The following is a 25,669-nucleotide window of genomic DNA, read 5'->3' as shown; positions in this document are numbered from 1 at the left end:
CGCCTTAATTATTAATTCTTAATTACTGATTTCTTACTCCGTTAACAACACCTGCCACGCTTCCCGCACCTTTCCCTCATCCAGCAGCTGCTGCGCATACCGGTGTAACTCTTGCCCCATTTCCTCCGGCGTAATACTGTAATACTGTATAATATTTTTTAACCGGGTATCCTCAAAAGAAGGGTCTATTACCGGCATTTCATGCACATTGGCCAGCAGGCCCAAATGATTACCGGTTAAAATACGGCTGTTGCGGATGGCAAACGGTAACGCATCTACGCCAATGCCCAGCTGCGTGTTGGGTTTGGCCACTTCAAACACCGCGGGGCCGGAGGCGCGGCAATAATAATCAGCGCCCATGCGGGCCACCAGGTCTATTTTGTGAGGGTCTATCTGCCCATGGGCATTCAAAATATTTTCATTTATGTGAATGAGCACCGGCTCGCAGATCACCAGGTTACCGGCGCCGCCCTTTTCACCGGTGGCAATCACTTCCCGTACCACGCACTCCAGCTGTACCGGGCTTTCCTGCACACGCAGGGGTTTTACCTTTTCAGAAGGCAGGCCGGTAAAGCCGGATTTTTCAAACTCATTTACCCCATGCGGGTACTCACAGCTGGAAAGCGACATTTGCTGCACCATGGCGTAGTTCACCACGTTAATAACCACTTCTTTGGTAGCATAGATATTTTCCAGGGTATGCTTAATGGTATTATCGCGCACGCGGCGGCTGGGAGAAAAGATCAGCGTAGGCGGGTTGCTGCCGAATACATTGAAAAAGCTAAAGGGCGACAGGTTAGGCAGCCCTGCTTCATTTACGGTGCTGGCAAAACAAATAGGGCGGGGCGCCACAGCCCCTAACAGGTAAGCATGCAGCTCTCCTGTTTTTATTTGCCCGGGAGTAATGGAAAGCATGTGTTAGAATTGGGAATTACGAATTACGAATTGGGCGTGTATTCATTAAGGCAGCAGCTCATGGTATGTAAATGTCCATTTATGAAATGTTAACTATGTCATTTACCTACATGTACATTCCATGATCAATAAATGATAATGAACTAATACCCAATTCGTAATTCGTAATTGAATAATTCGTAATTAATTATTTGATGTTCTTCTTCAGTTGCAGTATTGAAAACTCCGAATCCTCCTCCACCATGGTGTTCTTTAGCACGCCCAGGCCTTCTACCTCCATTTCCACCACATCGCCGGGTTGCAGCCATTGTTCGGGATAGTTAGGATTCTGCAGCTTGCCGGTACCGTTAAGCTCCAGGAAACAGCCGGTGCCTACAGTGCCGCTGCCAATAATATCACCGGGCAACAGGTTCACACCATAGGCGCAGCGTTCAATGATCTCTGCAAAGGTCCAGTCCATATCGCCCATGCTGCCCTCACTTACCTGTACGCCATTTACCTTGCAGGTCATTTTAAGCGCGTAGTTATTGCCCGTATGGCCTTCTTTGGTGGGCGCCTTAAAAGGTTCCAGCTCATCGGCCGTTACCAGCATAGGACCTATAGCAGTGCTGAAATCCTTGCCCTTGGCGGGGCCCAGGTTAAGCTTCATTTCCTCCGCCTGCAGGGTGCGGGCGCTCATATCGTTCATGATCATGTAACCGCCAATGTAATCATCTGCTTCGGCAGCCGTAATATTACGGCCTGGTTTACAGATCACTATAGCTACTTCCAGCTCAAAATCCAGCTTATTAAAATGGTCCGGCATGCAGTGTACATTGCCCGGGCCCTGGATAGCATTGTGGTTGGTAAAGTAAAAAATGGGATATTGGTCAAATTCCGGGATCATCTCCACCTTGCGGTTGCGGCGTGCAGCGGCTACGTGCTGGCGAAAGGCATAACCATCGCGGCAGGAGGTAGGGAAAGGCACCGGCGCCAACACCTGTACGCTTTCATAGGGTATGCCTATGGCGCTGCTTTTATTTTGCCCGCTTTTCAGCTGTGCATCTGCATGCAGGGCAAGGTCTATCACCTCTTCCCACATCAGCAGGAACATTTGCATGTTGTTAGGCAGGTCAGGGTGCAGGTCCTGGGTGTTGTACAATAATCCGTTAACCAATATAGCCAGTTGGTCGGTTTCATCCCTTAAGTAAGTAACAAGCTTCATCAAGATAAATTTTTTGTTTTGGCAGTATGTCAGCCAAATATATTATTTTTTATTTTTGAACATATGACGCGTATTTCGCTCACCCTTATTGCCACGTTTTTATTTCTGTCAGCATGGGCACAACCAAAATCAGATAGTTTGCTGGAAGCACTTATACGCCGGCATGCTTCGCCAATGCTGCAGCACATCCTGCAATACCCGGATTCTTTCCGTTACCAGCTGATATATACCCAGATAGACCGCGACCGGCATAACCGTCCGCATTTTAAGCATTATTACTTCAATGTAAGCGCAGATAATTATTTTAACCCGGCATCTACCGTAAAATTACCCATTGCCCTGCTGTCGCTGGAAAAATTGCATGCGTTGCATAAACGGGGGCTGAACATGTATACCACCATGCTTACGGACAGCAGCTACCCCGGCCAGGTAAAAGTGTATACAGATGCTACGGCGCAGAACGGGCTGCCCTCCATTGCCCATTATATAAAAAAGATCTTCCTGGTAAGTGATAATAATGCCTATAACCGTTTGTATGAGTTTGTGGGCCAGCAAACCATTCATGAAAACCTGTGGGCCAAAGGTTACCCGGAGGTACGCATTGTGCGCCGTTTTATGCCGCTGGATGAGGAAGGTAACCGCCATACCAACGCCATTCGTTTTGTAAAGGATAATAAGCTTGTATATGCACAGCCGGCCGCGTATTGCGCCCTGCCCTTTGATTTCAGCAAAACCATCTTACTGGGCAATGCGCATATGGACCGCAAGGATAGCCTTATTCACGCACCTTTTAATTTTACCAAGCAAAATAACTTTCCGCTGGAAGATATACAGCATATGATGCAATCGGTGCTATTCCCGGGATCTGTACCCAAAGCGCAGCGGTTTAAGCTCACCAAAAAAGATTATCATTTCCTGTATCATTACATGTCTGCCCTGCCCCGGGAGTCTGACTTTCCGAAATATGATACCCTGGAGTACTTTGACAGCTTTACCAAATTCTTCATGTTCAAAGCCCACCAGGGAAAAATACCGCCTAACATCCGTGTGTTCAATAAAACCGGCTGGGCATTCGGCTTTTTAACAGATGCAGCCTATATTGTGGACTTTAAGAACCAGGTAGAATTCATGCTCACCGGCACGGTGTATGTGAACCGGGATGGCATATTGAATGACGACCGGTATGAGTATGAAACAGAAGGATATCCTTTCTTTAAAGAGATCGGGAATATAATTTATCAATATGAGCTGGAACGGAAACGCGCTTACATCCCCGATCTGAAAAAATTTGCAAACGTCCGGTAACATTACCCGGGAACTATATTACGGATACTGATAGCAAATGCGGCACAGCGCCGCCGTGTGCATCTATTGTACATCATTGATTATAACATGCGTTTAGTTTACTTATTGTTTTTGCTGCTGCCTTTTACTGTAACGGGGAAAGACAGCACTACCGCCTGGATCAGGATTAACCAGCTGGGCTATACGCCGCAGGGCAGTAAAGTAGCCGTGTGGTGCGCCAAAGCGCCTGCGCAGGCGAATGCATTTACTTTGCATGATGCCGCCACCAACCAGCCAGTCTGGAAAGGCAGCAGCAGCGCAGATTTTGGTGCGTACGGCCCATTCACACATACGCGGCGGCTGAACTTCACTGCGTTTAAGCAACCCGGTACTTATTACCTGGCCTGCGGGGAGGCCCGCTCTCCTGCTTTCCGTATAGGCCCGGACGTGTATAACGGCACTGCCGATTTTTGCTTGCAATATATGCGGCAGCAGCGCAGCGGCTACAACCCTTACCTTAAAGATTCCTGCCACACGCACGATGGGTTTACCGTGTACGGCCCCATGCCGGATGGTACGCACATCAATGCCGCCGGTGGCTGGCATGATGCCAGTGATTACCTGCAATACGTAACCACATCGGCCAATGCTACCTATCACCTGCTGGCTGCCTGGCGTGATTTTAAACCTGTGTTTGGCGATACCTGCGCGGCCAATGGCATCGGGGGCAGCAATGGCGTAGCTGATGTGCTGGACGAGGCCCGCTGGGGCCTGGACTGGCTGTTAAAAATGCACCCGGCAGATGACCAGCTGTTTAACCAGATAGCCGACGACCGTGACCACCGTGGTATGCGCCTGCCCACGCAGGATACTGCCGGCTACGGGCAGGGGCTGGAACGCCCGGTATATTTTTGTACCGGCCAGCCGCAGGGGCTTAAACAATATAAGAACCGCAGCACCGGCCTGGCCTCTACGGCCGGTAAATTTGCCAGCGCCTTTGCATTGGGCGCAATGGTATACCAGGGGACAGATAGCGTGTATACCGCCCTGTTACAGCACAAGGCTGCAACTGCCTATGCGCTGGGCGCGACCCACCCCGGCGTATGCCAAACGGCGCCCTGCGGCGCGCCTTATTTTTATGAGGAGGATAACTGGATGGATGATATGGAGCTGGGCGCTGCTATGCTGGGTAAATTATCGCACCGGCAGGCGCTTACCAGGCAGGCGCTGGCATGGGCCCAACAACAGCCCCTTACCCCCTGGATGGGTGCTGATACCGCCCGGCATTACCAATGGTACCCGTTTCACAACTTTGGGCATTATGAGCTGGCCACACAAACCCCTGCTTTGCAAAAAACGGCCATGAATTATTACCGCCAGGGCATACAGGCCGTATGGGCCAAAGCACAGCACAATGCTTTTTACCGGGGTATTCCTTTTATCTGGTGTTCCAACAACCTCACCGTTAGCTTTGCTATACAATGTAACCGCTACCGGCAGCTCACAAAAGATACCCGTTACCAGCAGCTGGAGCAGGCGTGTATTGACTGGCTGTTTGGCTGCAACCCCTGGGGTACTGCCATGGTAGCAGGCTTACCTGTAAATGGTGATTACCCTGAAGACCCGCATAGTTCTTTCAGCCACCTGTATCACTACCCGGTAAGCGGCGGTTTGGTGGATGGGCCGGTGTACGGCAGTATTTACAAAAACCTGATAGGTATACAGCTGCATAACGGTGATGAATATGCGCCTTTTCAGTCTGACCTAGCCGTATATCATGATGACTTTGGCGATTACTCCACTAACGAGCCTACCATGGATGGTACCGCCAGCCTGGTATACCTGCTGGCGGCACAGCAATTTGAGGCATCACAACAAAAGCCCCGTTCTGTTACGTATAGCCATGGCGCCATTATTCGTGGAGATAGTACCCAGCGGAAAATTGCCCTGGTATTTAGTGCCGATGAGTTTGCGGATGGCGGCCCCGTGATCACAAAAATTTTACAGGAACATAACATACCCGCATCGTTCTTTTTTACCGGCCGCTTTTACCGCAACCCTGCACATGCTGCGCTTATACAGCAGCTGAAGCGCAAGGGCTATTATTTAGGCCCGCACTCCGATCAGCACCTGTTATACTGCGACTGGAACAAAAGGGATAGCTTGCTTGTTAATCAACAACAGTTTAATGCAGACCTGCTGCAATGTTATCAAGCCATGGCCAAACAGGGCATTCCGCAAAAAAATGCAGCCTGGTTTTTACCACCATATGAATGGTATAATGACACAATAGCGTCCTGGGCACAACTTTTGCAGGTGCAATTAGTAAATTATACACCGGGTACCTTAAGCCATGCAGATTATACCTGGCCCCAACTGGGTAAGCAATACCGGAGCTGCGCCACCATCCTGCAGTCTATTAAAGATTACGAACAGCAACACCCGGCAGGATTGAATGGTTTTCTGTTATTGATGCATGCAGGCACAGATCCCCGGCGTACAGAAAAGTGTTGGGATGAGCTGGATCATTTGCTGACCTATTTGCAGCAAAAAAATTATAAAATGGTTACAGTACCCACCTTGTTACAACCGTAGTATGTACATGATAAGGTGTTATATGTGAACATTCTACGTAAGCCAACGGACATTGTTTATTTACATTTTGACGTAATTTTGCACAAAACCCAGGGTCTATGAAGTTCGAAAAGATAAAGAATAAAGGACAGGCCAGATTGTTTGAAAGTAAGTACCTGGAGATGCTCACCAAAACGCATCCGTTGATTATCTGGGGCATGTATATTCCCATTATTGGTTACATGCTTTATTACAGCAACCAGGCATTAGATTTTAGCATAGGCAGGATAATATTGGTGTTTTTAGGTGCTATGTTCCTCTGGTCTTTTTTTGAATACATTATGCACCGGTTTATTTTCCACTTTGCCAGTGACAATCCCAAAGTACGGCGGGTGGTATATGTAATGCATGGTAACCATCATGAATACCCGCGTGACAAACAACGTTTGTTCATGCCGCCGGTCCCCAGCTTAATATTAGCTTCTGTCATCTTTGCCATACAGTATTTTTTCCTGCGGGAGTATACGTTTATGTTCTTCCCGGGTTTTATACTGGGCTACCTGATCTACGGCAGCATGCACTACGCTATTCATGCATGGAACCCGCCGTTTAAGTTCATGAAGCCCGTATGGCGTAACCATCACCTGCATCATTACAAAAGCGATGATAAAGGTTTTGGTGTAAGTACCTCTATATGGGACAAGATCTTCAGCACCAGCTTTGATCTTAAAACAGAAAAGGAAGATAAGGTAAAGGTGAGAGAGCTGATATTTGATAAATAGGAATTACGAATTTCGAATTTGCTTATTAAAAATTAAACAACATACGGCCTCCAATCGCCTCAATCCATTCATAATTCGTAATTGAATAATTCGTAATTGACTATTACCATCGTTCCTCCTCATTCTCCGGAGGATTGGTCTTATATATTTCCCGGCTTTTAATTTTTTGCAGCTGCCGCTCTATTAACAGGGCGGCAATTTTGCGATAGGCCCCTGCGCCGGCATCATTATCCAGTATAATACGGATCTGGTTTTCCGGTACGTCAATACGGTACAGTAAAAAAACAAATTGCTCAAAGTGATGGCTAATGAGCACTTCCACCCTTTGGGCCAGCAGTTCTTCCAGCTGTTCGTAACTAACGGTGTCCGGCAAACGAAGTTCCATAGTGTCGCCCAGCTCCCGGGCCGTGGCCTGCAGGTATGGTTCAGGAACAAGCGTCATGGCAGTATGTATGATGGTTTATAAAAACAGGCTTATTTCATCTGTTTGATCTTATAAGATGCGTTGGTGATCACCTTTACCGGTACTTTCAGATCGTTCTTCAGGCGCTTTGCTTTGTTGGCTTTATAAGTGTAGTTACCGTTCATTTCCGTATTCTGTACGCAAATGCTGGGCATACCCGTGCTTTGGTCTATCAGGTAATTACTTTGCATGGTACCTTCAATTTCAGCGGTGGCCTGTATCCCGTCTTCAATGGTGAATTGTTCCAGCTTATTGGTTTTTACCTTACCCGTAGCATTGATCTTGGCGGTTTGGCTGTCCCAGGTTTGCAGGTTCCAGTACAGGTCCATACGGCCTATGAGCCCCGTGCGCAAAGGCACGCTTTCTTCCCACTGGGTACCGGTTTTAATGCCATGTACAGGGTATATCACCAGCAGCTGCTCCAGCCAAGAGCGGAAGGCGTTGGTGCCAAACTGGTCTTTCATCAGCTTTTTATAGGCGTCCTGCTCATCTTTCTTCAGGCTGGAAAAGGCAGTGGAAGCGCTATCCAGCAGGTTATCCAGCCCGTTCACACTGTTAATGCTACCGGTGGTTTGGATCTCTACCGTAAAGGGATGGTCCAGTATATTACTTAGCGCGCCCTGGAAAGGTTCTTTATCATTGGGCGTTTTGGCATCTACAAAAATATTCTGGTTCCTGCTGTTGAAGTTAAATTTCAGCTCTTTGTAGCGGAAGGTTAATAATGTACGGCCGGGGTTTAGTTCCGTTACTTCTATGGCAATGGTATTGTTAAAATCACGGGTTACACGTTGTACCACATCATTTACCGTGGTATAGGTTTCACTGCGGCTTTCCTGTTTCAGCTCAAACTGCTGGCCTTTCTGGAATTTATAATTCAGCTCTGTGTAGCTCTCCTGTGCGGCGGCTGGTAACACATATACTGCTGCCATCGTGATCAAACCTAAAATCCTTTTCATCTGCAAATATTATTTAGAATAGCCACAAAAGCAATGCAGCTCTTTTATTTAACGTTGCGCCGCTTAAACATATTTTTCTATTACCCCCAGGCCAAATAATGCAAAATCATATTTTGCGGGATCTTCCGGGTCCATGGCCCGCAGCCGGGCGGTAAGCTCCAGCGCGGTTTTCCAGGTAGCCTTGGCTTCACTGATCAGCCCCAGGCGGGTAGCCACCCGGGCCACATGCACATCCACCGGGCATACCAGCTGGCTGGGTTTTATGTGTTTCCATAAACCAAAATCCACGCCATTTTTATCCTGCCGCACCATCCACCGCAGGTACATGTTCAGCCGCTTGCAGGCTGAATTTTTTTCAGGGGTCGAGATGTGTTTGCCGGTACGCTCGGGATGCTCCAGCGCAAAAAAGATGCGCCGGAAGCCTATCAGCGCTTTTTCCACCGTTTCATCCTCCGGGGTAATATGCCCGCTAAAGGCAAATTCCAGGGAGGTAACATTAGTATAGTAATGCTGCAGGAACTCGACAAAATACAGCAGGTCCAGGCCATTAAAGGTCCGGTGGCAAAATTGCATCAGCTGCAGCCGCTCCTGGGGTTTATGGTGTAACAGGTAATCGTACGGCGCATTATCCATTAATGCCAGTAGCTCCGTGCATTTGCTGATAATGGTGGTACGGTTGCCCCAGGCCAGTACCGCAGCAAACAACCCGGCAATCTCAATATCCTGCAGCTTGCTGAAACGGTGTGGTATGCACACCGGATCATTCGCAATAAAGTCAGGATGATCATAGTATGCCGCTTTGGCATCGAGGTAACTCTTCAATTCACGGACATTCATAGCATAGCATCGGTTATAGGAAAAATCAGGCGATGGCTTTATCCAGATCTGCCAGCAGATCATCAGCATCTTCAATACCCACACTTAACCGTATCAGTGAATCCACCAGTCCATTCTTCATACGCTCTTCCCGGGGGATGGAGGCATGCGTCATGGTTGCCGGGTGCCCGATCAGCGATTCCACCCCGCCCAGCGATTCTGCCAGGGAAAACAGGTGGGTGCTGCTCAGCACCTTCAGCGCAGCATCCATACTGTCGTTCTTTAAGGTGAACGACATCATGCCGCCAAAACCACGCATTTGCTTTTTGGCAATGTCATGGTTCGGGTGGTCTTCAAAACCACACCAGAACACTTTTCCTACTTTGGGATGTTCCCGCAGGAAACGGGCTACGGTTGCGCCATTCTCGCAGTGGCGCTGCATGCGTACATGCAGGGTTTTAAGACCGCGCAGCACCAGGAAACAGTCTTGCGGGCCGGGTACAGCGCCGCAGCTGTTCTGAAAAAAATACAGCTGTTGCGCCAGCGCTTCGTCTTTCACGATTACGGCTCCATGCACTACATCGCTATGGCCGCCCAGGTATTTGGTAGCGGAATGCACTACTATATGAGCGCCCAGGTCCAACGGGTTCTGGAGGTAAGGAGATGCAAAGGTATTATCCACGCTCAGCAACAATTGATGCTCCTGTGCTATCTGTGCACAGGCAGCTATATCAATAATGTTCATGAGCGGGTTCGTAGGTGTTTCTATCCATATCATTTTCGTTTGCGCGTTCACGTAATTGCGGATGTTTTGCGCATCCTGCATACCAATGAAATGGAACTTTACGCCATAACGTGCAAACACTTTGGTAAAAATGCGGTAGGTGCCGCCGTAAAGGTCACTGGAAACGATCACTTCATCACCGGGGTTCAGCAGCTTGATCACGGCATCCGTAGCGGCCAGCCCACTGCCAAAGCTAATGCCATGTGTACCATTTTCAATAGCTGCCAGGGCATCCTGCAGCGCGTCGCGGGTGGGGTTTTGGGTACGGGCATACTCATAGCCTTTATGATGGCCGGGCGCGCTTTGTACGTAGGTAGAGGTTTGGTAAATAGGGGTCATTATTGCCCCGGTAGAGGGGTCTGGTGCTACACCGGCATGTATGAGCTTTGTTCCCAGCTTCATGTCTTCAATTATTTTATAATAAGTTATTTATTTACATAAGTTATGCCCAAAGGTACTAAAATAGCGTAGATTATAAGGTTAACAAGGGTTTTTACGCGGTAATGGCTATACGTAGAAATACGTTTTATGCAATAGGATGTTTGTCGGAATTTGGGGGTTACGATACTAATACGGGAGAATTTATTACACTCACGACCTTTTTTACTACGTTCGCCAAAACCGGGAAATCCCGTGTAGCCATTCCGTGTACTTTTGATCTAGGTTTTTCATAGGATATGGTTAAAATTATTACAAGGGCGGTATTCTTACCGCCCTTTATTTTTTTACCTATTTCTTCTTTACACCGCTCTTTTCACTAAACTTCACCGGCAGGGTGATCATAACATCATCCCAGGCCATCAGCAGGTTAGCCCCTGCATCTGCCTTCTCAAAGGCCATGGTAAAAAATTCTACCGGGGTGGTAAGTGTTGTTACCGGTAAGGTGGTTCTCACAACATCTTTGGCCGCATCATACTTATACGCTCCCCAGATATCGGTTTCGCGGTTCAGGATAATGGTCCATTTATCTTCCTGCGGAATAGCATACATGGTATAACGTCCTTTGGGAATGCTTTTACCGCCAATAACAACGGGAATAAAGAATTCTACTTCCGTAGCTTCATTAGCGCCCAGGCGCCATACTTTCCCGTATTCTTCCAGCTCTCCGAAGATCTTTCTGCCTTTTTTCTGCGGGCGGCTGTAAATAACGCGGGCTACCAGTGAGCCGGACTCGCCTTTTACCTTTACCAGGTACGGATATACGGGCGGATAGTAGGCCATGTCCATAGGACTGGCATCGGGTGGGGGTAATTTCTTATCCTGGGCTGTGGCAGTTTGCAGGCCGGCTGCGGATAATAACATCATCATGGCAAAAAAGAACGCTTGCTTCATTGTTGGCTGTAAATTTTTGATGGTAAATTATGGTTCCAGGGGCCAAACTTAGTAAAAAAGGTGAAAATGCAGCGTTTCAGCCGCTTAAGGGGGCAGGTAAAAGGTAAAGCGGTAAAAGAAAGGGGTAAGCGGCCTGTTTAAGGTAAAAGCGCCAGTTTTTCCTTTACAAATACTTCCAGCTCCGGAAAAAAGCCCTGGTAACAGTTTTCCAGCACATTGTAATGTTCTTCAAATACGGCAAAGGGTACACTTGCCGGCACCTCCAGGTAACGCGCCCGGCGTGTAATACCGCTGAAGGTGCGGTAAATACCGTCTGTAAGCCGGTAATTGTATAACCAGTTTTGTGTGCGCATATAATGGAATACCTGTAAAAATACGGGGGGCAGGCTATCAGCATTGTTTTCCAGCAGGGTATATATGGATTGGGCAAACTGTTCCAGCTGCACGTCTGTAAAGCGTTGCAGGTCCCTGGCCAGGAAATGATCGTACACAATATCCATAAATACAGCGCCATACAGGCCGCAGGAGGGTTTAAAAAGCTCCCGGCCTTCTTTGGTAAGCGCATGCTGGTCTGTGAAAGTATCTATAGCGCGGTGTATGCGGATGCCTTCCTGTACGGCCGGCGTATGTTGCAGGATCTGTTTGCCTTTTACAAAGTCGGCAATCATGTTGCCGATTATAATTGACGGATTGTTGAAGGATAGGTATGCATGCGCAAGAAAATTCATCGTTGTAATTTACGAAATGATGTGCGGATATGCAGGCATCTAAGCCATGCGCAGGTCTGTTTCCGTTCATCTGCCAGAAGGGCCATTCATCCTAACCCTTACCAGTGCCGGGCTGTAAGCTAATCACCGTCTGCAATGCATTGCATTTTTACTGCGCAGTTTTTTAAATTACCGTACATCATCACTCTTCCACTTTAACAAAAGCTTAACTTCGGCAGGTGCAACATTCGTTCTTTGCCTGCAAACGCTTTGCAGCGGCCGCCTCATACGAAAAAAAAATGTATTTATAGCCTAAGTGTTGCAACAGGTGTTTTTACAAACTATTCAAGCTATACCATTAGCAACTATTGGGTTGTTGCACGTATAAAGCCACTGTACCTTTGATTCATAAATAAACAAACACAAAAAAATTCAACCCTAAAAAACTAAAAAACTTCCGCCATGAAGAAAATGTTTTTAACACTATGTGTAGCTGCCGCCTTAATGTGCGGGCACACAGCCTGGGCTGCCCATGTCACCGAGACAGAAGCTACCGCCCGCCTGAAAACAGCATTAAGCCAATCTTTTGCCACTGCCACCCATGTACGTTGGTACACAGATGACCAGAAGGTTTTTACCGCCAAGTTCCTGGTAGGTGAAACCCAGGTTTCCGCATACTTTGATGCAGATGGCAATTTACTTTCTACCCGCCGTTATATTACGGAAGAACAGCTGCCCCTGGCAGTGGTAACCAAAGTAAAGAAACGTTACCCTTCACATGAGATCCGCTCTACCGTAGAGCTGGATGCCGGTAACACCACCACTTACTACATTACGCTGGAAGCTGAAACCACCTGGATGGTAGTGAAGTCTGACAGTAACGGTCAGTTAAGCGTGTACCAGCGTTTGAAAAAAGCGTAGTCGTCAGCCATTCTATAAGCTGTTGTGTTGTTTTGCAGGTCCATAGTCGCACTATGGACCTTTTTTTATGCCCTTCTCCTAACTATATCTTAACTTTGCCCCCTTGCAACAAAACAGTAACTTAATAAAATGAACAAAGGGCCCATTTCACAGTTTATTCAGCATCATTACCGGCACTTCAATGCTGCTGCATTGGTAGATGCTGCAAAAGGATATGAAACACATTTGCTGGAAGGTGGAAAAATGATGGTAACGCTGGCAGGCGCCATGAGCACCGCCGAACTAGGTATTTCCTTTGCGGAAATGATACGCCAGGGAAAAGTGGATATTATTTCCTGCACCGGCGCCAACCTGGAGGAAGATATCATGAACCTGGTGGCGCATACCCATTATAAACGGGTGCCTAACTACCGCGACCTGAGCCCGCAGGATGAATGGGCGCTGCTGGAAAAGGGCTTTAACCGCGTTACAGATACCTGCATACCGGAAGAAGAAGCTTTCCGCCGTATACAAACACATATTTTCAAAATATGGAAAGATGCGGAAACCAAAGGTGAACGTTACTTCCCGCATGAATACATGTACAAGCTGCTGCTGAGCGGTGTAATGAAAGAGCATTACGAGATTGATCCCAAACATAGCTGGATGCTGGCAGCCGCAGAAAAGAATATTCCCATTGTGGTACCGGGCTGGGAAGATAGTACCATGGGTAACATCTTTGCCTCTTACTGCATTAAGGGCGAGCTGAAAGCAGCTACCATGAAAAGCGGTATAGAGTACATGGTGTGGCTGTCTGACTGGTACCGTAATAACTCTGCTGGTAAAGGCGTAGGTTTTTTCCAGATCGGTGGCGGTATTGCCGGCGACTTCCCCATTTGCGTGGTACCCATGATGTACCAGGACCTGGAATGGCATGATGTTCCCTTCTGGAGCTACTTCTGCCAGATCTCTGATTCCACTACCTCTTACGGTTCTTACTCCGGCGCCGTGCCAAATGAAAAGATCACCTGGGGTAAGCTGGATATCAATACGCCTAAATTTATTGTTGAATCAGATGCTACCATTGTAGCGCCGTTAATATTTGCCTACCTGCTGGGCTGGTAAGTTTAAGGTGCCGATGTGCCAATATGTAAATGTGCTGGTGAGGAAAGCGGAATTGCTTTTTCACCAGCACATTTTTTATTGAACATATTTTGATCATCACCTTCACTAAAACATACCGGCACATTAGCATTTTATCTTCGATGATCCCCGGATCTCCAGCGTTCCTTCCAGCACCAGCTCCTCTGTTTCCGTGAACTTTTCTTCAATGTGGCGGATCAGCATTTTCAGCGCTTCCTTCCCTACCTCATAGCCCGGTTGTACAATAGTGCTCAGGGCCGGTTCTATTACCTCAGCCACCGGGTCGCCGTTAAAGCCTACTACGGCAATATCCTGCGGTACGCGGTATCCCAGGCTTTGCAGGTATTTAATGGCAATTACGCCGGAGGGATCGTTAACGGTAAAAATACCATCAGGCTGTAAGTGCATTACTTCCTTTACCGCTTCCAGCGCATTCAGCTGGAATTTTTCGCAATGCACAATATGCCGGGCGCTGTACTGCAGGCCATGCTGTTGCATGGCATCTTCATAACCCCGCAACCGCTCGTCTGATACAGATAATCCTTTGGGGCCGGCCAGGTGCGCAATGTTGCGGCATCCCTGCTGTATCATATGCTCTACGGCCTTAAATGCGGTTTTATACTGCTCCACCTTTACGCGGGAAGCGCATACATGCGGCAGGTCGCGGTCAAAGAATATAAAGGGAATGCCTTTCTCGCGCAGCTTCAGGAAGGGCTCCGCATCCTGCGTTTGTTTGGATACTGATATCAGCAACCCGTCTATACGGCAGCTGGCCAGCTGCTGTATGGCATCTGCCTCCTGGTGTGCGGATTCATTGCTCTGGCAAAACATCAGGTGATAGCCATATTGATTGGCTACCTCGTTCATACCGCTAAGGGCATGGGAAAAGAAGTGTGTAGCAATAAGCGGCACAATCACCCCTATGATACGGGTTTGTTTATTAATAAGGCTCTGAGCAATGTAGTTCGGCTCATAATTCAGTCCCTCCGCCAGTTCCAGCACTTTGCGCCTGGTTTCTTCATTAATGTCGGGCAGGTTACGTAATGCCCTGGATACGGTAGACACGGAGAGGCGCAGCTTCCTCGCCAGGTCCTTGATGGTTACCTGCTTATTCTTCATGCTCCTAGTTGGATAGTTATATTCAGTGATCGGTGCCGGTTATACACGGGTTTTTCTATATGGATACATGGCAGGTGTTTCAAACAGCCTGTCAATTATTTCCGTTCGTCCTAAAAATCGGAGCTCCCCCAGTTTACTCCACAAATAAAACAAAAACCGGTTAAGTACGTGCATCGTATTTCACAAACGGTACAGCAATAGGGATGAGCTGCTAAAACAGGGCATTTTTACGGTAAACACATATTTTTTTTATTAATGCAAACGTTACCGGTAACGTTATTTTCCGCTACCCCATGTTTATCTGACCTGCAGCTTATATTTTGCAACCAATACTACACGTGCATTACCACTCCAAAAGCGTAATGCAATTTTAATGGATAAAGGCCAAAATTACGGCCGGGAAAATCATTTCCCGGCTTTTTTATATCCGGAATATTTTTCGGACATTAAACGTATATTGGACCCTTATAAATTACTGCGATTATGAAACGTATACTTCCACTGCTAACGGTAGCCACGGCCCTCGGTATGGGCGCCTGCCAGCAATCCGGTACTAACACAAATAATAATTCTGTTGATAGTATGAGTACAAATCATGACAGCATCACTAGCGTTGAAACCCTGATTCCCGCCGCGAATTTCGACACCACTATCGATGGGAGCCAGGTGAAATTATTTTATCTGAAAAGCAAAGGCGGCGTACAAATGGCCGTTACCAACTACGGTGCAAAAGTAGTAGCCCTGCTGGCGCCGGACAAAGAAGGTAAGCTGGAAGATGTGGAGCTGGGATACGATAAGATTAGCCAGTATGTAAGCACCAAGGACCGTTACTACGGCGGCATTGTAGGCCGGTACGGCAACCGTATTGCCAAAGGCAAGTTTAAGCTGGATGGTAAGGAATACAAGCTGGCGGTGAATAATAACGCCAACCACCTGCATGGCGGTTTAAAAGGGTTCAATGATGTGGTTTGGGAAGCCAAACAACCGGATGAGCATACGCTGGAATTCCACTACCTCTCTAAAGACGGAGAAGAAGGATACCCCGGCAACCTGGATGTTACGCTTACCTACGAGCTTACAGACAGCAATGAATTTAAGATCAGCTATAAAGCCACTACCGATAAACCAACGATCGTGAACTTAACGCACCACTCCTTCTGGAACCTGCATGGCGCCGGCAATGGAGATATTAATGATCATGTGTTAATGCTGAATGCCGATAAATTTACGCCGGTAGATAGCAGCCTGATACCCTTTGGCAAGCTGGAACCTGTAAAAGGCACTCCCATGGACTTTACTACTCCTACGCCTATAGGTGAAAGAGTAGGCGCTGATTTTGAGCAGCTCAAATTTGGTAAAGGCTATGATCATAACTGGGTGCTGAATAAAAAAGGTAATGAGCTGTCATTAGCTGCTACCGTGCTGGAACCTAAGAGCGGCCGCTATATGGAGGTATGGACCACAGAGCCAGGCGTACAATTCTACGGCGGTAACTTTATGGGCGCCGATACCGGTAAAGGTGGTAAAGCTTATGTACACCGTGGTGCACTTGCCCTGGAAACACAGCATTATCCGGATTCTCCGAACCAGCCTGCTTTCCCTTCCGTGGTGTTAAAACCCGGGCAAACTTACCAACAAACCTGCGTGTATAAGTTTGGCGTGAAATAAACTTTTCCAGCTCTAAATATTACGAAACGAATTATGCGATTGCACTATGCTTCGTGTAATTCGTTTTGTAATTTGTAGGCCTAACATTATTGATCCACGTTATAAACTATCACTCATGGTGCGGAACCTACTTACACTTTGCTGTGCAGTACTTGTAGCTAACATGCTGTATGCACAACAGCAGCCTTTTAACGGGCTTAATATGAACATGGGTAACCTGTTCCAGCTCTCCAACGCAAAAACAAGAAGTATCAGCCCGGAAAATTTTACCGGTGAAAAAGGTAAGGCCGGTATGGCTACACTGGAGCAGGGCCAGGCCCGTGAGGCTGCGCGCGACCTGGGGCAGGGTTGGAAAGTGAGCCCCTTCATTCATATTGAGGCCGGCAAAACCATTACCCTAGCGGAAATTGAAGGCCCCGGCGCTATTCAGCATATCTGGATGACGCCCACCGGTAACTGGCGTTTTTCCATTATCCGTTTTTATTGGGATGATGAAACCACACCATCAGTAGAAGTGCCGGTAGGTGATTTCTTTGGCATGGGCTGGGGGCAATATGCGCAGCTTACCTCTTTGCCCATTTGCGTGAACCCCGGCAGCGCCTTTAACTGTTACTGGGCCATGCCTTTCCGCAAAAAGTGTAAGATCACTATGGAGAATATTAATACAGAACGTATGACGCTGTACTACCAGGTAGACTATACGTTAACAGAGGTACCTTCCGATGCCGGTTACTTTCATGCCCAGTTCCGCCGCAATAATCCTACTAAAGGTGGTAGCTACACGCTGGTGGATGGTATTAAGGGTAAAGGCCAGTACGTAGGCACTTACCTGGCCTGGGGCGTGAATAATAATGGCTGGTGGGGCGAAGGAGAGATCAAATTTTTTATGGATGGCGATACTAAGTTCCCCACCATCTGCGGCACCGGTACAGAAGATTATTTTTGCGGATCCTACAATTTTGAGAACCGCAACACCCGCCAATACCAGGAGTTTTGTACGCCTTACACCGGCCTGCCGCAGGTAATACGGCCTAATGGTGTATATGATTCACAGCAGCGTTTTGGCCTGTACCGCTGGCATATTATGGATCCGGTACGTTTTGATAAAGATCTGAAAGTTACCATCCAGGATCTGGGCTGGCGCAGCGGCGGCCGTTATTTGCAGCAGCAGTCGGATATCAGCTCCGTGGTGTACTGGTACCAGGCAGAGCCTCATACAGCTTTCCCGGCACTCCCATCTAAAAACGACTTAGAGGTAAACTAAGAGATCATAAATTATAAATCTAAGATCGTAAATCTTATAGTCCTTTAAACAGGGCCTCCATTGCATCTGCCACATTGCGTTGCAGGCGGGCGGGTTTATCCGGCACTACGCCTTCCACCACACCCCGCCATACCAGCTTATTCTGGGCACGGTCTACCAGGTGAACGGTAACCGTGCCCTCGTTATAATGCTGCCCTTTTTCCAGCCGCTCACTTTCCCAGGTATAATGCCGCTGCCCCATATAACGTGGGTCTTCTGCCTCCGCTTTGCGGGTATGCACTTTCCCTCTGATCACAATACCAATATTCACCAGCAGGTCCGGATCATGCTCCCCTGGCTGCAGGCCGCGTTTTTGCAGCTGTTGCGTGATTTCTGTTTTCAGCGCATCAAGGCCGGTATAGTACGTACGGCTGTTTACGGAATTACCGCTGGCATCTATCTCATAAAAGTTAAACGTGCGGTAGTTATTGAGCGCAAAGTTTTCTGCGTTTTCCTGGTCCAGCACCTGTATGGGGCTGCAGGCATAAGGAAGCAACAATAGGGCGGATAAAAGAAGTAGATATGACTTCATTGGCTAACATAATTTACGTTAATTGAAGATACCTGTTTTCAAGCTTTACTTTAACATGAATATCTGCATTCAGGGCCTTAAATATCTTAACAATCGTATCAATAGTAGCGCTGTTAACACTGCTTTCCAGTTTAGAGATCTGGGTTTTTTGCACGCCTATCAGTTTGCCTAGTTGTTCCTGCGTCATATTCCGCTCTTTACGGGCCTTTCTTATCATATGCCCCAGCACCGCCATATTTAGAAACAATCCCACCACAATAAGTTAATCCCCGGTTAAACCAGCTCAATAATTTATGAGCTTCCCAACAAACCAACTTTGATCTCCACAACAAACCTGTGCGCCTATGGAATGCGGACCTTTGTAAAAAATAAAACACTATGGCAAATGTTTGGTTTATAACAGGAAGCAGCAGGGGCTTAGGCCGCAGCTTAACCGCCGCCCTGCTGGAAAAAGGAGAATTAGTAGCTGCAACAGCCCGCAGGCCTGAACAGCTGGATGACCTGGTAGCACAATACCCGGATCAGATCTATCCCATAAAGCTGGATGTATCGGATGAAGCAGCGGTGAACAACGCGGTAAAAGATGCCGTGGCCCGCTTTGGGAAAATTGATGTAGCGGTGAACAATGCCGGTTTTGGTATTACCGGCGCAGCAGAAGCTTATACGCATGAGCAGATCAGCAGCCAGATCAACACAAACCTGTACGGTCCCATTTATGTAACCCGTGCGGTGCTGCCTTATATGCGTAAACAACGTTCGGGGCACATTTTGCAGATCAGCTCTTTAGGCGGCCGTATTGGTACACCCGGGCTTTCCATTTACCAGGCCACCAAATTTGCGCTGGTCGGTTTTTCAGAAGCAGTATCCAAAGAAATAGCGCCGCTGGGCATTAAGCTCACTATTATTGAGCCCGGAGGTTTCCGTACCAATTGGGCCGGCGATTCTATGAGCTTTGCAAAGGACATTCCTGATTACGAGCAAACAGTAGGCGTGCGCGTTAAACGGTTTCAAGACCCTACCCAGCAAATGACAGGCGATCCGGATAAGGCCGCGCAGGTGATGATAGATGTAGTAGCCCATCCGGAACCACCACTGCACCTGATCCTGGGTAGTGATGCTGCAGGTATTATAAAACAGGTAGAAGCCGGCCGGCAGGCCGAGTTTGAGAAATGGCTGCCGGTGAGTTTGTCCACTGATCATGAGGATGCGGAGAATTTCCTGGAATCAGATCTCGGCAGGCTCATTGTAGGTAACAAATAAATGATTTAAATATAAGCGTTACCGTTAGTGCCGCTGCATTATGCACAAATGATAGGGCAGTTGGTATTGGCCTGGTTACCGGCATTTGTACAGCATTGTATGCTGTACAACAACTGATCGCGCATAGCGATCAGTTGTTGTATTTTATTATTTACGAGGGCTATCTTTTGCGCAAGCACATTGCCCACCTGCCCGCAGATAGCTTCCTGCGCCGCCATCATATCCAGGAACAGCGCTATTTCCTTTATTAAATCAGAACGGTTATGCTGTGATGTTTTTGATTTTAACCTGGCTGTGGGAGGGGATGCAGCTACCGCCTGGTTAACTATTACAGATGAGCAGGGCGCAAAGGAATTTATTACAGCTGAAATTGGGTTATAAACACTTACACAGATTATTTGGAGGCCTACACTGCCTTCATTGAAGGCAGCTGCAATTTAACATTGAAAACCCGGGAAGCAGCCCTCTTTTATCTACTACACCGGTTACTCTTTACACAAACAATTCTGCCGCAATCCCATCTGCAAACAGCTTGCCCTCCGGTGTAAGCACCAGCGTATCCTGCTGCAGCACCATTTTACCGGCCAGTATAAATTCCCGGCTGGCGGTTTCCAGCTGCCGGCGTTTCCCGGTCCCGAACCGCTCTTCCACCAGGTATAGGTGGCAGCCTTCTGAAGTGCGGAGGGAGGTCATAATATATTCATTCAGCATCATCTCCGGCGTCAGGTTTTCTAATTCAAAAGGTACTTTTCCTTCCTTAATAGCGTTTATATAGCTGCTGTTATTAGCCACATTCCATTGGCGGGAGTGCCCGTTAAAAGAATGGGCGGATGGGCCCAGCCCCAGGTAGGTCTGGCCCTGCCAGTAGCTGCTGTTATGGCGGGAGCGGCAGCCGGGCAGCGCAAAGTTGCTGATCTCGTAGTGCTCATACCCGGCAGCAGCCAGCCATTGTACCAGCATTTCAAAATGCCGGGCAGCTTTGTCCGGGTCCACGGCAGCTACTTTATGCTGTTTAATGAAGTGGTCCAGCGCAGTGCCTGGTTCCACCGTAAGCGCATAACACGAAAGGTGTGGTATTTGTAATGCAATGGCTTGCTGTACGTTCTGCGCCCAGCCCTCATCACTCAGGGTAGGGCCCCCGTAAATAAGGTCAATACTTAGGTTATGAAAGCCCGCCGCCTGCGCATCCTGTATGCATTGTAAGGCCTGGGTGCTGTTATGGGCACGGTTCATCCAGCGCAGATCCGCCTCGTGAAAAGATTGTACGCCTATGCTTAGCCGGTTTACGCCAACCGCTTTCAGGGCCTGTAGCTTTTCCGGCTGCAGGTCGTCAGGGTTGGCCTCCAGGGTAATTTCCGCCCGGCCAGAGATAGGAAACAGCTGGCGCAGCTTTTCCATGATCCGCTGCAGGTCTGCATCGTCCAGCAGGCTGGGGGTGCCGCCGCCAAAGTAAACGGTATCTACCTGCTGTCCCTGCAGGTAAGGCTGTTGCAGCATCATTTCCTGTAAAAGACTATCCACCAGCGCATCTTTTTGCCCCAGGGAGGTAGAAAAATGAAAGTTGCAGTAGTAACAGGCACGTCTGCAAAAAGGAATATGTAAATAGATACCGGCCATAATTTTTTCAGGTCAACAGTCCGTGAACTATCGTCAAAAGATCATATGAACATCAGGCAGCCCTTGTTCTGTGAGCAGTAGACTGTGGACAATTATATTATATTTGCAAATATAAAAATATGCTGGTGCGAAACGGGTTATTCTTACTTTGGTTATTCATATTCAGTAGTTTAGGGTTATATGCGCAGGACAGTACAAATAACAGCGCGCCCAAAGTTAGCAGTGTACAACAGGACACCGCAAAACGCCGCCCGGCAACCCCTAAGAAAAAGCCGGTAGCGGATACCGGCAGGGTAGCTGTAAAACCACCGGTGGATAATCGTACGCTAACCAACACTGCCGCCGTTCCCAAACCTGCAGACACGGCTAAAACCGCCGCAACTGACACCCTGCTGCAGCAACCCAAAGTACCTTTGCACCAGGAAACAGCCTACGATATCTTTATGCGTAACCTGGCAGCTAAAAATATGTACCTGCACCCGGGTAAGCCGCGTTATTTTGACCTGAACGTAGTGCGGCCCTATAAGGACCTGGACTGGCTGGTGTACCTTATAGGCGGGGTGGTATTGTTGCTGGGGGTAATACGCCTGGCCTACCTCAAATATTTTTCAGACCTGTTCCGCGCATTCCTGAATCCTACCCTTAGCCAGCGCCAGTTAAAAGACCAGCTATCCCAGTCGCCCTTTCCCAACTTTTTACTGAATGCCTTTTTTGCCGTAAGCCTGGGCGTGTACCTGTACCTGCTTATGTACCGGCAGCAATATATTTTTAATGCAGATGCCTGGTTGCTGATACCCGGCCTTATACTGCTGGTAGCCCTGATCTATGGCATTAAGCATGTGGTATTACGTTTTTGCGGATGGCTGTTCGGCAATAACGACCTTGCAGATGCCTATATTTTTATCCTGAACCTGATCAACAAAGTGCTGGGTATACTGCTGGTGCCTTTTCTGGTGATTTTGGCCTTTTGCCAGCCGCAAATAGCCCGTGCTTTCCTATATATATCATTATTTTTTATCGTTTTATTGATTGGGTACAGATATGTTAGGTCTTATTCCGTGATAAAGCAATATCTATCTTTCAGTAGATTGCATTTTTTTCTTTACCTTTGCGCATTCGAAGTAGCGCCTGTGTTGCTTTTAACAAAGGTGCTGCTGATTTGGTTAACGGGTAATTAACTAAAATTACTTTACTGCAATTGTTAACACAAGAGCAAATTTAAGTATGATAAAAGGCGGGCAAAAAACAGATTTGCAAGTAAAACATCACGTACAGTCGATCCTCATTTCCCAGCCAAAGCCTGAAACTGAGAAGTCCCCTTATTTTGACCTGGCTAAAAAATTCAATGTAAAATTGGATTTTTATCCGTTTATAAGGGTTGAAGGTTTATCTGCAAAGGACTTTAGGAAACAGAAGATCGATATCCTGAACTTTACAGCCGTGATCTTTACCAGCCGTAACTCGGTGGATCACTTTTTCAGGATCTGTGAGGAGATGAAGATCAAGGTGTCGCAGGATTGCAAATACTTTTGCATCACAGAAGCCGTAGCGCTCTATTTGCAGAAATTTATCCTGTACCGGAAAAGAAAGGTGTTCTATGGGGCGGATGGGTCTACCAAAAGCCTGCTGGAAGTAATGAACAAGCACCGGGACAATGAAAAGTTCCTGTTCCCCAGCTCCGACAGTCAAAAGAAAGACATTGAAGAATGGTTGAAAATCAATAAGTGCGAGTATGCCACCGCTACCTTGTATAAAACGGTGTCAAACGATGTGAAGGAGATCCTGTCTGGTAAAGAGTATGACATGATCGTTTTCTTCAGCCCCTCCGGTGTAAGATCATTATTTGAGAACTTACCAGAGTTCCAGCAGAATGGTACCCGCATCGGCGCATTTGGCCCTACTACCTCCGCTGCAGTGGAAGAAGCAGGCTTACGGCTGGATGTAAAGGCCCCGGCGCCCCAGGCCCCCTCTATGGTGGCAGCGCTGGAACAATACCTCTCTGAGCTGAACAAAAAATAATCTCCAAAGAGTAAAAAAATAACTTACTTGCAAGGACGGCGAAAGCCGTCCTTTTTTTGCCTGGAAATTAACCGTTTGTGTGATAGGAGATGTAAAATTATTCGCTATTTTAGCTATATTAGAAGAAGCCAACAGCATCATTTAATAAACCATAACCTGTGTGAACATGAATGAACCATGCTTCATGCGCACCGCCGAAATTAAGTTGTGAATAAATTAGCCGGGGAGACAAGTCCTTATCTGTTACAACATGCACATAATCCCGTGGATTGGTATCCCTGGGGAGAGGAGGCTTTGCAACGCGCGTTGCAGGAAAATAAGCCTATGCTGGTAAGCATTGGTTATGCTGCCTGCCACTGGTGCCATGTAATGGAACGGGAAAGCTTTGAGGACGCCGACACTGCCGGCATTATGAACAAACACTTCATTAATATTAAGATAGACCGGGAAGAACGCCCGGACTTGGATCATATTTATATGGATGCCGTGCAGGCTATGACCGGCGCGGGTGGCTGGCCTCTGAATGTTTTTTTAACGCCTGATAAAAGGCCTTTTTACGGCGGCACTTATTTTCCCCCGGTAAAAGCCTTTAACCGGCCCTCCTGGAAAGACGTGCTGCTGTCGCTGGCACAGGCATTTAAAGAGCGCCGGGAAGATATTGAGCAGCAGGCCAATACGCTTACAACGCACCTGGCCCAGGCCAACCAGTTTGGTACCCAAACAGCACTACTACCAGGCATTCCTAAAGAAGAGCTGTTTACCCGGGAGCAATGCGATACCATTTTCAATAACATACTTACCCAGGCCGATAAAACCTGGGGTGGTTTTGGCCGGGCGCCCAAGTTCCCCGGTACCTTTACCATTCAATACCTGCTGCGCTACCACTTTAGTTTTCAGGCGCCGGCAGCGCTGGAGCAGGCCCTCCTTTCGCTGGATAAAATGCTGCAGGGCGGCATTTATGACCAGCTGGGTGGCGGTTTTGCCCGCTACAGTACCGATGAAAAGTGGCTGGCTCCGCATTTTGAGAAAATGCTGTATGACAATGCTTTACTGATAGATACCCTTTGTGAAGCCTACCAGCTTACCCGCAATAACACCTATGCAAACACCATTACCCATACCCTGGAATTTATAGAAAGGGAGATGACAGACACGCAGGGCGGCTTTTATGCAGCCCTGGATGCAGATTCAGAAGGGGTGGAAGGTAAGTTTTATGTATGGAGTAAGGCAGAGATAGAAGGCGTCCTGGGAGAAAAAGCCGCGCTGTTCTGCGAATTTTATGATGTTACGGAAGAAGGTAACTGGGAAGAAGAGAATATTTTATGGATCCGCCAGCCCCTGGCCGCTTTTGCCGCAGAAAAGGGTATGGAGGAAGCCGCCTTACAGGCCTCGCTGGCAGAAAGCCGCCGCCAATTAATGGAGGTTCGTGACCGCAGGATCCGCCCCGGGCTGGATGATAAAATACTGCTGGGATGGAATGCGCTCATGATCAACGCTTATTGTAAAGCTTATGCCGCCTTAGGTAATGCACATTACCTGGAAGTGGCTACCCGGGCGGTGGATTTTTTGTGGGAAAATATGCGCCAACCGGATCATGATACGGCGTTTTACCACACGTATAAAGCCGGTACGGCTAAATATCCTGCTTTCCTGGACGACTATGCCTGCCTGATAAGGGCGCTCATTGCCCTGCAGGAAGTTAGCGGTAACCCGGAATGGCTGAACCGCGCGCGGCAGCTAACAGAATTTGTGATCGCACATTTTTCAGATGAAACCGGCACTTATTTTTACTATACCATTCAGGATCAGCAGGATGTGATTGTGCGTAAGAAGGAGATCTACGACGGCGCGGTGCCCAGCGGAAATGCCCTGATGGCTGCCAACCTGCGCTACCTTGCCCTGGTGTTTGACCACCGGGACTGGACCAACCGGGCAGTGGACATGCTGGGCCGCCTGGCACAAACCGTGGTACGCTACCCCACTTCTTTTGGAATTTGGGCGGCGGAGTTATTACAGTGGGTAAAAGGCACCAAAGAATTAGCCATTGTAGGCCCGGAATTCAGGGCCAGAATGCAGGAGGTTCATGAACATTATATTCCGTTCAAAGTGTTGCTGGGCGCGGAAAGTAGCCAGCCTGGCATGCCCCTGTTACAGGACCGGGAACAGCCGGGTAAAACGCTGGTGTATTTGTGTGAAGATTATCATTGCATTAAACCCGTGTTTTATATAAAAGAAATCATTAATTTAATAAAATAATTAATTAACTTGCAGTACAATTAAAACATAAGGGT

24 protein-coding genes are annotated in these 25,669 nt (G+C 47.9%); 11 read left to right on the top strand and 13 right to left on the bottom strand.

Annotated features, from left to right (window positions below):
- Positions 1-33 precede the first annotated feature (33 nt).
- Positions 34-915 carry a flavin reductase family protein gene (locus tag BMZ54_RS03255; protein ID WP_089906705.1) on the bottom strand — a complete coding sequence of 294 codons (882 nt, stop codon included), beginning with the start codon at positions 913-915 and terminating at the stop codon, positions 34-36.
- A 187-nt stretch (positions 916-1,102) separates the two neighbouring features.
- Positions 1,103-2,119: a fumarylacetoacetate hydrolase family protein gene (locus BMZ54_RS03250; protein WP_089906704.1), complete on the bottom strand. Its 1,017-nt coding sequence runs from the start codon at positions 2,117-2,119 to the stop codon at positions 1,103-1,105.
- A 138-nt stretch (positions 2,120-2,257) separates the two neighbouring features.
- Between BMZ54_RS03250 and BMZ54_RS03245 the strand changes: the two genes are divergently transcribed.
- The 3 genes from BMZ54_RS03245 (at position 2,258) to BMZ54_RS03235 (ending at position 6,759) form a co-directional block, all read left to right on the top strand.
- Complete coding sequence (locus BMZ54_RS03245; RefSeq protein WP_238386480.1) at positions 2,258-3,424, top strand: serine hydrolase; 1,167 nt, start codon at positions 2,258-2,260, stop codon at positions 3,422-3,424.
- Positions 3,425-3,511: 87 nt separating this feature from the next.
- Positions 3,512-5,998: a bifunctional glycoside hydrolase family 9 protein/polysaccharide deacetylase gene (locus tag BMZ54_RS03240; protein WP_089906702.1), complete on the top strand. Its 2,487-nt coding sequence runs from the start codon at positions 3,512-3,514 to the stop codon at positions 5,996-5,998.
- A gap of 98 nt (positions 5,999-6,096) precedes the next feature.
- Positions 6,097-6,759: a sterol desaturase family protein gene (locus BMZ54_RS03235; RefSeq protein WP_089906701.1), complete on the top strand. Its 663-nt coding sequence runs from the start codon at positions 6,097-6,099 to the stop codon at positions 6,757-6,759.
- A gap of 103 nt (positions 6,760-6,862) precedes the next feature.
- On the opposite strand, the gene BMZ54_RS03230 is transcribed toward BMZ54_RS03235, so the two are convergent.
- From BMZ54_RS03230 to BMZ54_RS03205, 6 genes are all read right to left on the bottom strand, one after another.
- On the bottom strand, positions 6,863-7,201 hold the full coding sequence (locus BMZ54_RS03230; RefSeq protein ID WP_089906700.1) for a hypothetical protein: 339 nt from the start codon (positions 7,199-7,201) through the stop codon (positions 6,863-6,865).
- A 32-nt stretch (positions 7,202-7,233) separates the two neighbouring features.
- Positions 7,234-8,178 (bottom strand): DUF6263 family protein, encoded by a 945-nt coding sequence (locus BMZ54_RS03225; RefSeq protein WP_143080891.1) that lies wholly within the window; start codon positions 8,176-8,178, stop codon positions 7,234-7,236.
- Positions 8,179-8,241: 63 nt separating this feature from the next.
- Complete coding sequence (locus BMZ54_RS03220) at positions 8,242-9,015, bottom strand: TIGR02757 family protein (protein WP_089906698.1); 774 nt, start codon at positions 9,013-9,015, stop codon at positions 8,242-8,244.
- A gap of 25 nt (positions 9,016-9,040) precedes the next feature.
- Positions 9,041-10,180: a cystathionine gamma-synthase gene (locus BMZ54_RS03215; protein ID WP_089906697.1), complete on the bottom strand. Its 1,140-nt coding sequence runs from the start codon at positions 10,178-10,180 to the stop codon at positions 9,041-9,043.
- 327 nt (positions 10,181-10,507) lie between these two features.
- Entirely contained in the window at positions 10,508-11,110 is a 603-nt protein-coding gene (locus tag BMZ54_RS03210; RefSeq protein WP_238386479.1) for a DUF2911 domain-containing protein, read from the bottom strand.
- Between the two features lie 137 nt (positions 11,111-11,247).
- Positions 11,248-11,838: an acyl carrier protein phosphodiesterase gene (locus BMZ54_RS03205; RefSeq protein ID WP_089906696.1), complete on the bottom strand. Its 591-nt coding sequence runs from the start codon at positions 11,836-11,838 to the stop codon at positions 11,248-11,250.
- A gap of 441 nt (positions 11,839-12,279) precedes the next feature.
- Here BMZ54_RS03205 and BMZ54_RS03200 point away from each other — a divergent pair, with 441 nt between their 5' ends.
- Positions 12,280-12,738 (top strand): hypothetical protein, encoded by a 459-nt coding sequence (locus BMZ54_RS03200; protein WP_143080890.1) that lies wholly within the window; start codon positions 12,280-12,282, stop codon positions 12,736-12,738.
- Positions 12,739-12,867: 129 nt separating this feature from the next.
- Positions 12,868-13,842, top strand: coding sequence for a deoxyhypusine synthase family protein (locus BMZ54_RS03195; RefSeq protein WP_089906694.1), 975 nt, complete (start codon positions 12,868-12,870; stop codon positions 13,840-13,842).
- 123 nt (positions 13,843-13,965) lie between these two features.
- Here BMZ54_RS03195 and BMZ54_RS03190 read toward each other — a convergent pair whose 3' ends face one another.
- Positions 13,966-14,979 carry a LacI family DNA-binding transcriptional regulator gene (locus BMZ54_RS03190; protein ID WP_089906693.1) on the bottom strand — a complete coding sequence of 338 codons (1,014 nt, stop codon included), beginning with the start codon at positions 14,977-14,979 and terminating at the stop codon, positions 13,966-13,968.
- A 483-nt stretch (positions 14,980-15,462) separates the two neighbouring features.
- Between BMZ54_RS03190 and BMZ54_RS03185 the strand changes: the two genes are divergently transcribed.
- Together BMZ54_RS03185 and BMZ54_RS03180 are read left to right on the top strand one after the other, a co-directional pair.
- Complete coding sequence (locus tag BMZ54_RS03185) at positions 15,463-16,647, top strand: aldose epimerase family protein (RefSeq protein WP_089906692.1); 1,185 nt, start codon at positions 15,463-15,465, stop codon at positions 16,645-16,647.
- 115 nt (positions 16,648-16,762) lie between these two features.
- On the top strand, positions 16,763-17,911 hold the full coding sequence (locus tag BMZ54_RS03180; protein ID WP_089906691.1) for a glycoside hydrolase family 172 protein: 1,149 nt from the start codon (positions 16,763-16,765) through the stop codon (positions 17,909-17,911).
- 34 nt (positions 17,912-17,945) lie between these two features.
- Here BMZ54_RS03180 and BMZ54_RS03175 read toward each other — a convergent pair whose 3' ends face one another.
- Together BMZ54_RS03175 and BMZ54_RS03170 are read right to left on the bottom strand one after the other, a co-directional pair.
- Complete coding sequence (locus BMZ54_RS03175) at positions 17,946-18,482, bottom strand: DUF4136 domain-containing protein (RefSeq protein ID WP_089906690.1); 537 nt, start codon at positions 18,480-18,482, stop codon at positions 17,946-17,948.
- A gap of 13 nt (positions 18,483-18,495) precedes the next feature.
- Positions 18,496-18,735, bottom strand: coding sequence for a helix-turn-helix domain-containing protein (locus BMZ54_RS03170; RefSeq protein ID WP_202909125.1), 240 nt, complete (start codon positions 18,733-18,735; stop codon positions 18,496-18,498).
- A gap of 125 nt (positions 18,736-18,860) precedes the next feature.
- Between BMZ54_RS03170 and BMZ54_RS03165 the strand changes: the two genes are divergently transcribed.
- Positions 18,861-19,742 (top strand): SDR family oxidoreductase, encoded by an 882-nt coding sequence (locus BMZ54_RS03165; RefSeq protein ID WP_089906688.1) that lies wholly within the window; start codon positions 18,861-18,863, stop codon positions 19,740-19,742.
- Between the two features lie 38 nt (positions 19,743-19,780).
- Here BMZ54_RS03165 and BMZ54_RS32685 read toward each other — a convergent pair whose 3' ends face one another.
- Positions 19,781-19,963: a MerR family transcriptional regulator gene (locus BMZ54_RS32685; RefSeq protein WP_143080889.1), complete on the bottom strand. Its 183-nt coding sequence runs from the start codon at positions 19,961-19,963 to the stop codon at positions 19,781-19,783.
- Positions 19,964-20,234: 271 nt separating this feature from the next.
- Positions 20,235-21,359, bottom strand: a complete 1,125-nt coding sequence (gene hemW / locus BMZ54_RS03155) for a radical SAM family heme chaperone HemW (protein WP_089906686.1) — start codon at positions 21,357-21,359, stop codon at positions 20,235-20,237.
- Between the two features lie 119 nt (positions 21,360-21,478).
- Between hemW and BMZ54_RS03150 the strand changes: the two genes are divergently transcribed.
- The 3 genes from BMZ54_RS03150 to BMZ54_RS03140 all read left to right on the top strand — a co-directional run bounded on the left by BMZ54_RS03150 (position 21,479) and on the right by BMZ54_RS03140 (position 25,634).
- Positions 21,479-22,537, top strand: a complete 1,059-nt coding sequence (locus BMZ54_RS03150) for a DUF4271 domain-containing protein (protein ID WP_089906685.1) — start codon at positions 21,479-21,481, stop codon at positions 22,535-22,537.
- Positions 22,538-22,610: 73 nt separating this feature from the next.
- Positions 22,611-23,378, top strand: coding sequence for a uroporphyrinogen-III synthase (locus BMZ54_RS03145; RefSeq protein WP_238386477.1), 768 nt, complete (start codon positions 22,611-22,613; stop codon positions 23,376-23,378).
- Positions 23,379-23,585: 207 nt separating this feature from the next.
- Entirely contained in the window at positions 23,586-25,634 is a 2,049-nt protein-coding gene (locus BMZ54_RS03140; protein WP_089906683.1) for a thioredoxin domain-containing protein, read from the top strand.
- The last annotated feature ends 35 nt before the right edge of the window (positions 25,635-25,669 follow it).

It is taken from the genome of Chitinophaga rupis, assembly GCF_900109685.1.
Lineage (GTDB): Bacteria > Bacteroidota > Bacteroidia > Chitinophagales > Chitinophagaceae > Chitinophaga > Chitinophaga rupis.
The sequence above is the reverse complement of the archived record's forward strand: the minus strand, read 5'-3'. Positions and strand labels throughout refer to the sequence as shown.

What these genes read in the sequence shown, in the direction of transcription:
- BMZ54_RS03165 (WP_089906688.1), top strand. Translation starts at nt 18,861, where the DNA reads ATGGCAAATGTTTGGTTTATAACAGGAAGCAGCAGGGGCTTAGGCCGC.
- BMZ54_RS03235 (WP_089906701.1), top strand. Translation starts at nt 6,097, where the DNA reads ATGAAGTTCGAAAAGATAAAGAATAAAGGACAGGCCAGATTGTTTGAA.
- BMZ54_RS03210 (WP_238386479.1), bottom strand. Translation starts at nt 11,110, where the DNA reads ATGAAGCAAGCGTTCTTTTTTGCCATGATGATGTTATTATCCGCAGCC.
- BMZ54_RS03215 (WP_089906697.1), bottom strand. Translation starts at nt 10,180, where the DNA reads ATGAAGCTGGGAACAAAGCTCATACATGCCGGTGTAGCACCAGACCCC.
- BMZ54_RS03255 (WP_089906705.1), bottom strand. Translation starts at nt 915, where the DNA reads ATGCTTTCCATTACTCCCGGGCAAATAAAAACAGGAGAGCTGCATGCT.
- BMZ54_RS03180 (WP_089906691.1), top strand. Translation starts at nt 16,763, where the DNA reads ATGGTGCGGAACCTACTTACACTTTGCTGTGCAGTACTTGTAGCTAAC.
- BMZ54_RS32685 (WP_143080889.1), bottom strand. Translation starts at nt 19,963, where the DNA reads ATGATGGCGGCGCAGGAAGCTATCTGCGGGCAGGTGGGCAATGTGCTT.
- BMZ54_RS03205 (WP_089906696.1), bottom strand. Translation starts at nt 11,838, where the DNA reads ATGAATTTTCTTGCGCATGCATACCTATCCTTCAACAATCCGTCAATT.
- BMZ54_RS03175 (WP_089906690.1), bottom strand. Translation starts at nt 18,482, where the DNA reads ATGAAGTCATATCTACTTCTTTTATCCGCCCTATTGTTGCTTCCTTAT.
- BMZ54_RS03250 (WP_089906704.1), bottom strand. Translation starts at nt 2,119, where the DNA reads ATGAAGCTTGTTACTTACTTAAGGGATGAAACCGACCAACTGGCTATA.
- BMZ54_RS03200 (WP_143080890.1), top strand. Translation starts at nt 12,280, where the DNA reads ATGAAGAAAATGTTTTTAACACTATGTGTAGCTGCCGCCTTAATGTGC.
- BMZ54_RS03230 (WP_089906700.1), bottom strand. Translation starts at nt 7,201, where the DNA reads ATGACGCTTGTTCCTGAACCATACCTGCAGGCCACGGCCCGGGAGCTG.
- hemW (WP_089906686.1), bottom strand. Translation starts at nt 21,359, where the DNA reads ATGGCCGGTATCTATTTACATATTCCTTTTTGCAGACGTGCCTGTTAC.
- BMZ54_RS03225 (WP_143080891.1), bottom strand. Translation starts at nt 8,178, where the DNA reads ATGAAAAGGATTTTAGGTTTGATCACGATGGCAGCAGTATATGTGTTA.
- BMZ54_RS03185 (WP_089906692.1), top strand. Translation starts at nt 15,463, where the DNA reads ATGAAACGTATACTTCCACTGCTAACGGTAGCCACGGCCCTCGGTATG.
- BMZ54_RS03190 (WP_089906693.1), bottom strand. Translation starts at nt 14,979, where the DNA reads ATGAAGAATAAGCAGGTAACCATCAAGGACCTGGCGAGGAAGCTGCGC.
- BMZ54_RS03195 (WP_089906694.1), top strand. Translation starts at nt 12,868, where the DNA reads ATGAACAAAGGGCCCATTTCACAGTTTATTCAGCATCATTACCGGCAC.
- BMZ54_RS03150 (WP_089906685.1), top strand. Translation starts at nt 21,479, where the DNA reads ATGCTGGTGCGAAACGGGTTATTCTTACTTTGGTTATTCATATTCAGT.
- BMZ54_RS03220 (WP_089906698.1), bottom strand. Translation starts at nt 9,015, where the DNA reads ATGAATGTCCGTGAATTGAAGAGTTACCTCGATGCCAAAGCGGCATAC.
- BMZ54_RS03240 (WP_089906702.1), top strand. Translation starts at nt 3,512, where the DNA reads ATGCGTTTAGTTTACTTATTGTTTTTGCTGCTGCCTTTTACTGTAACG.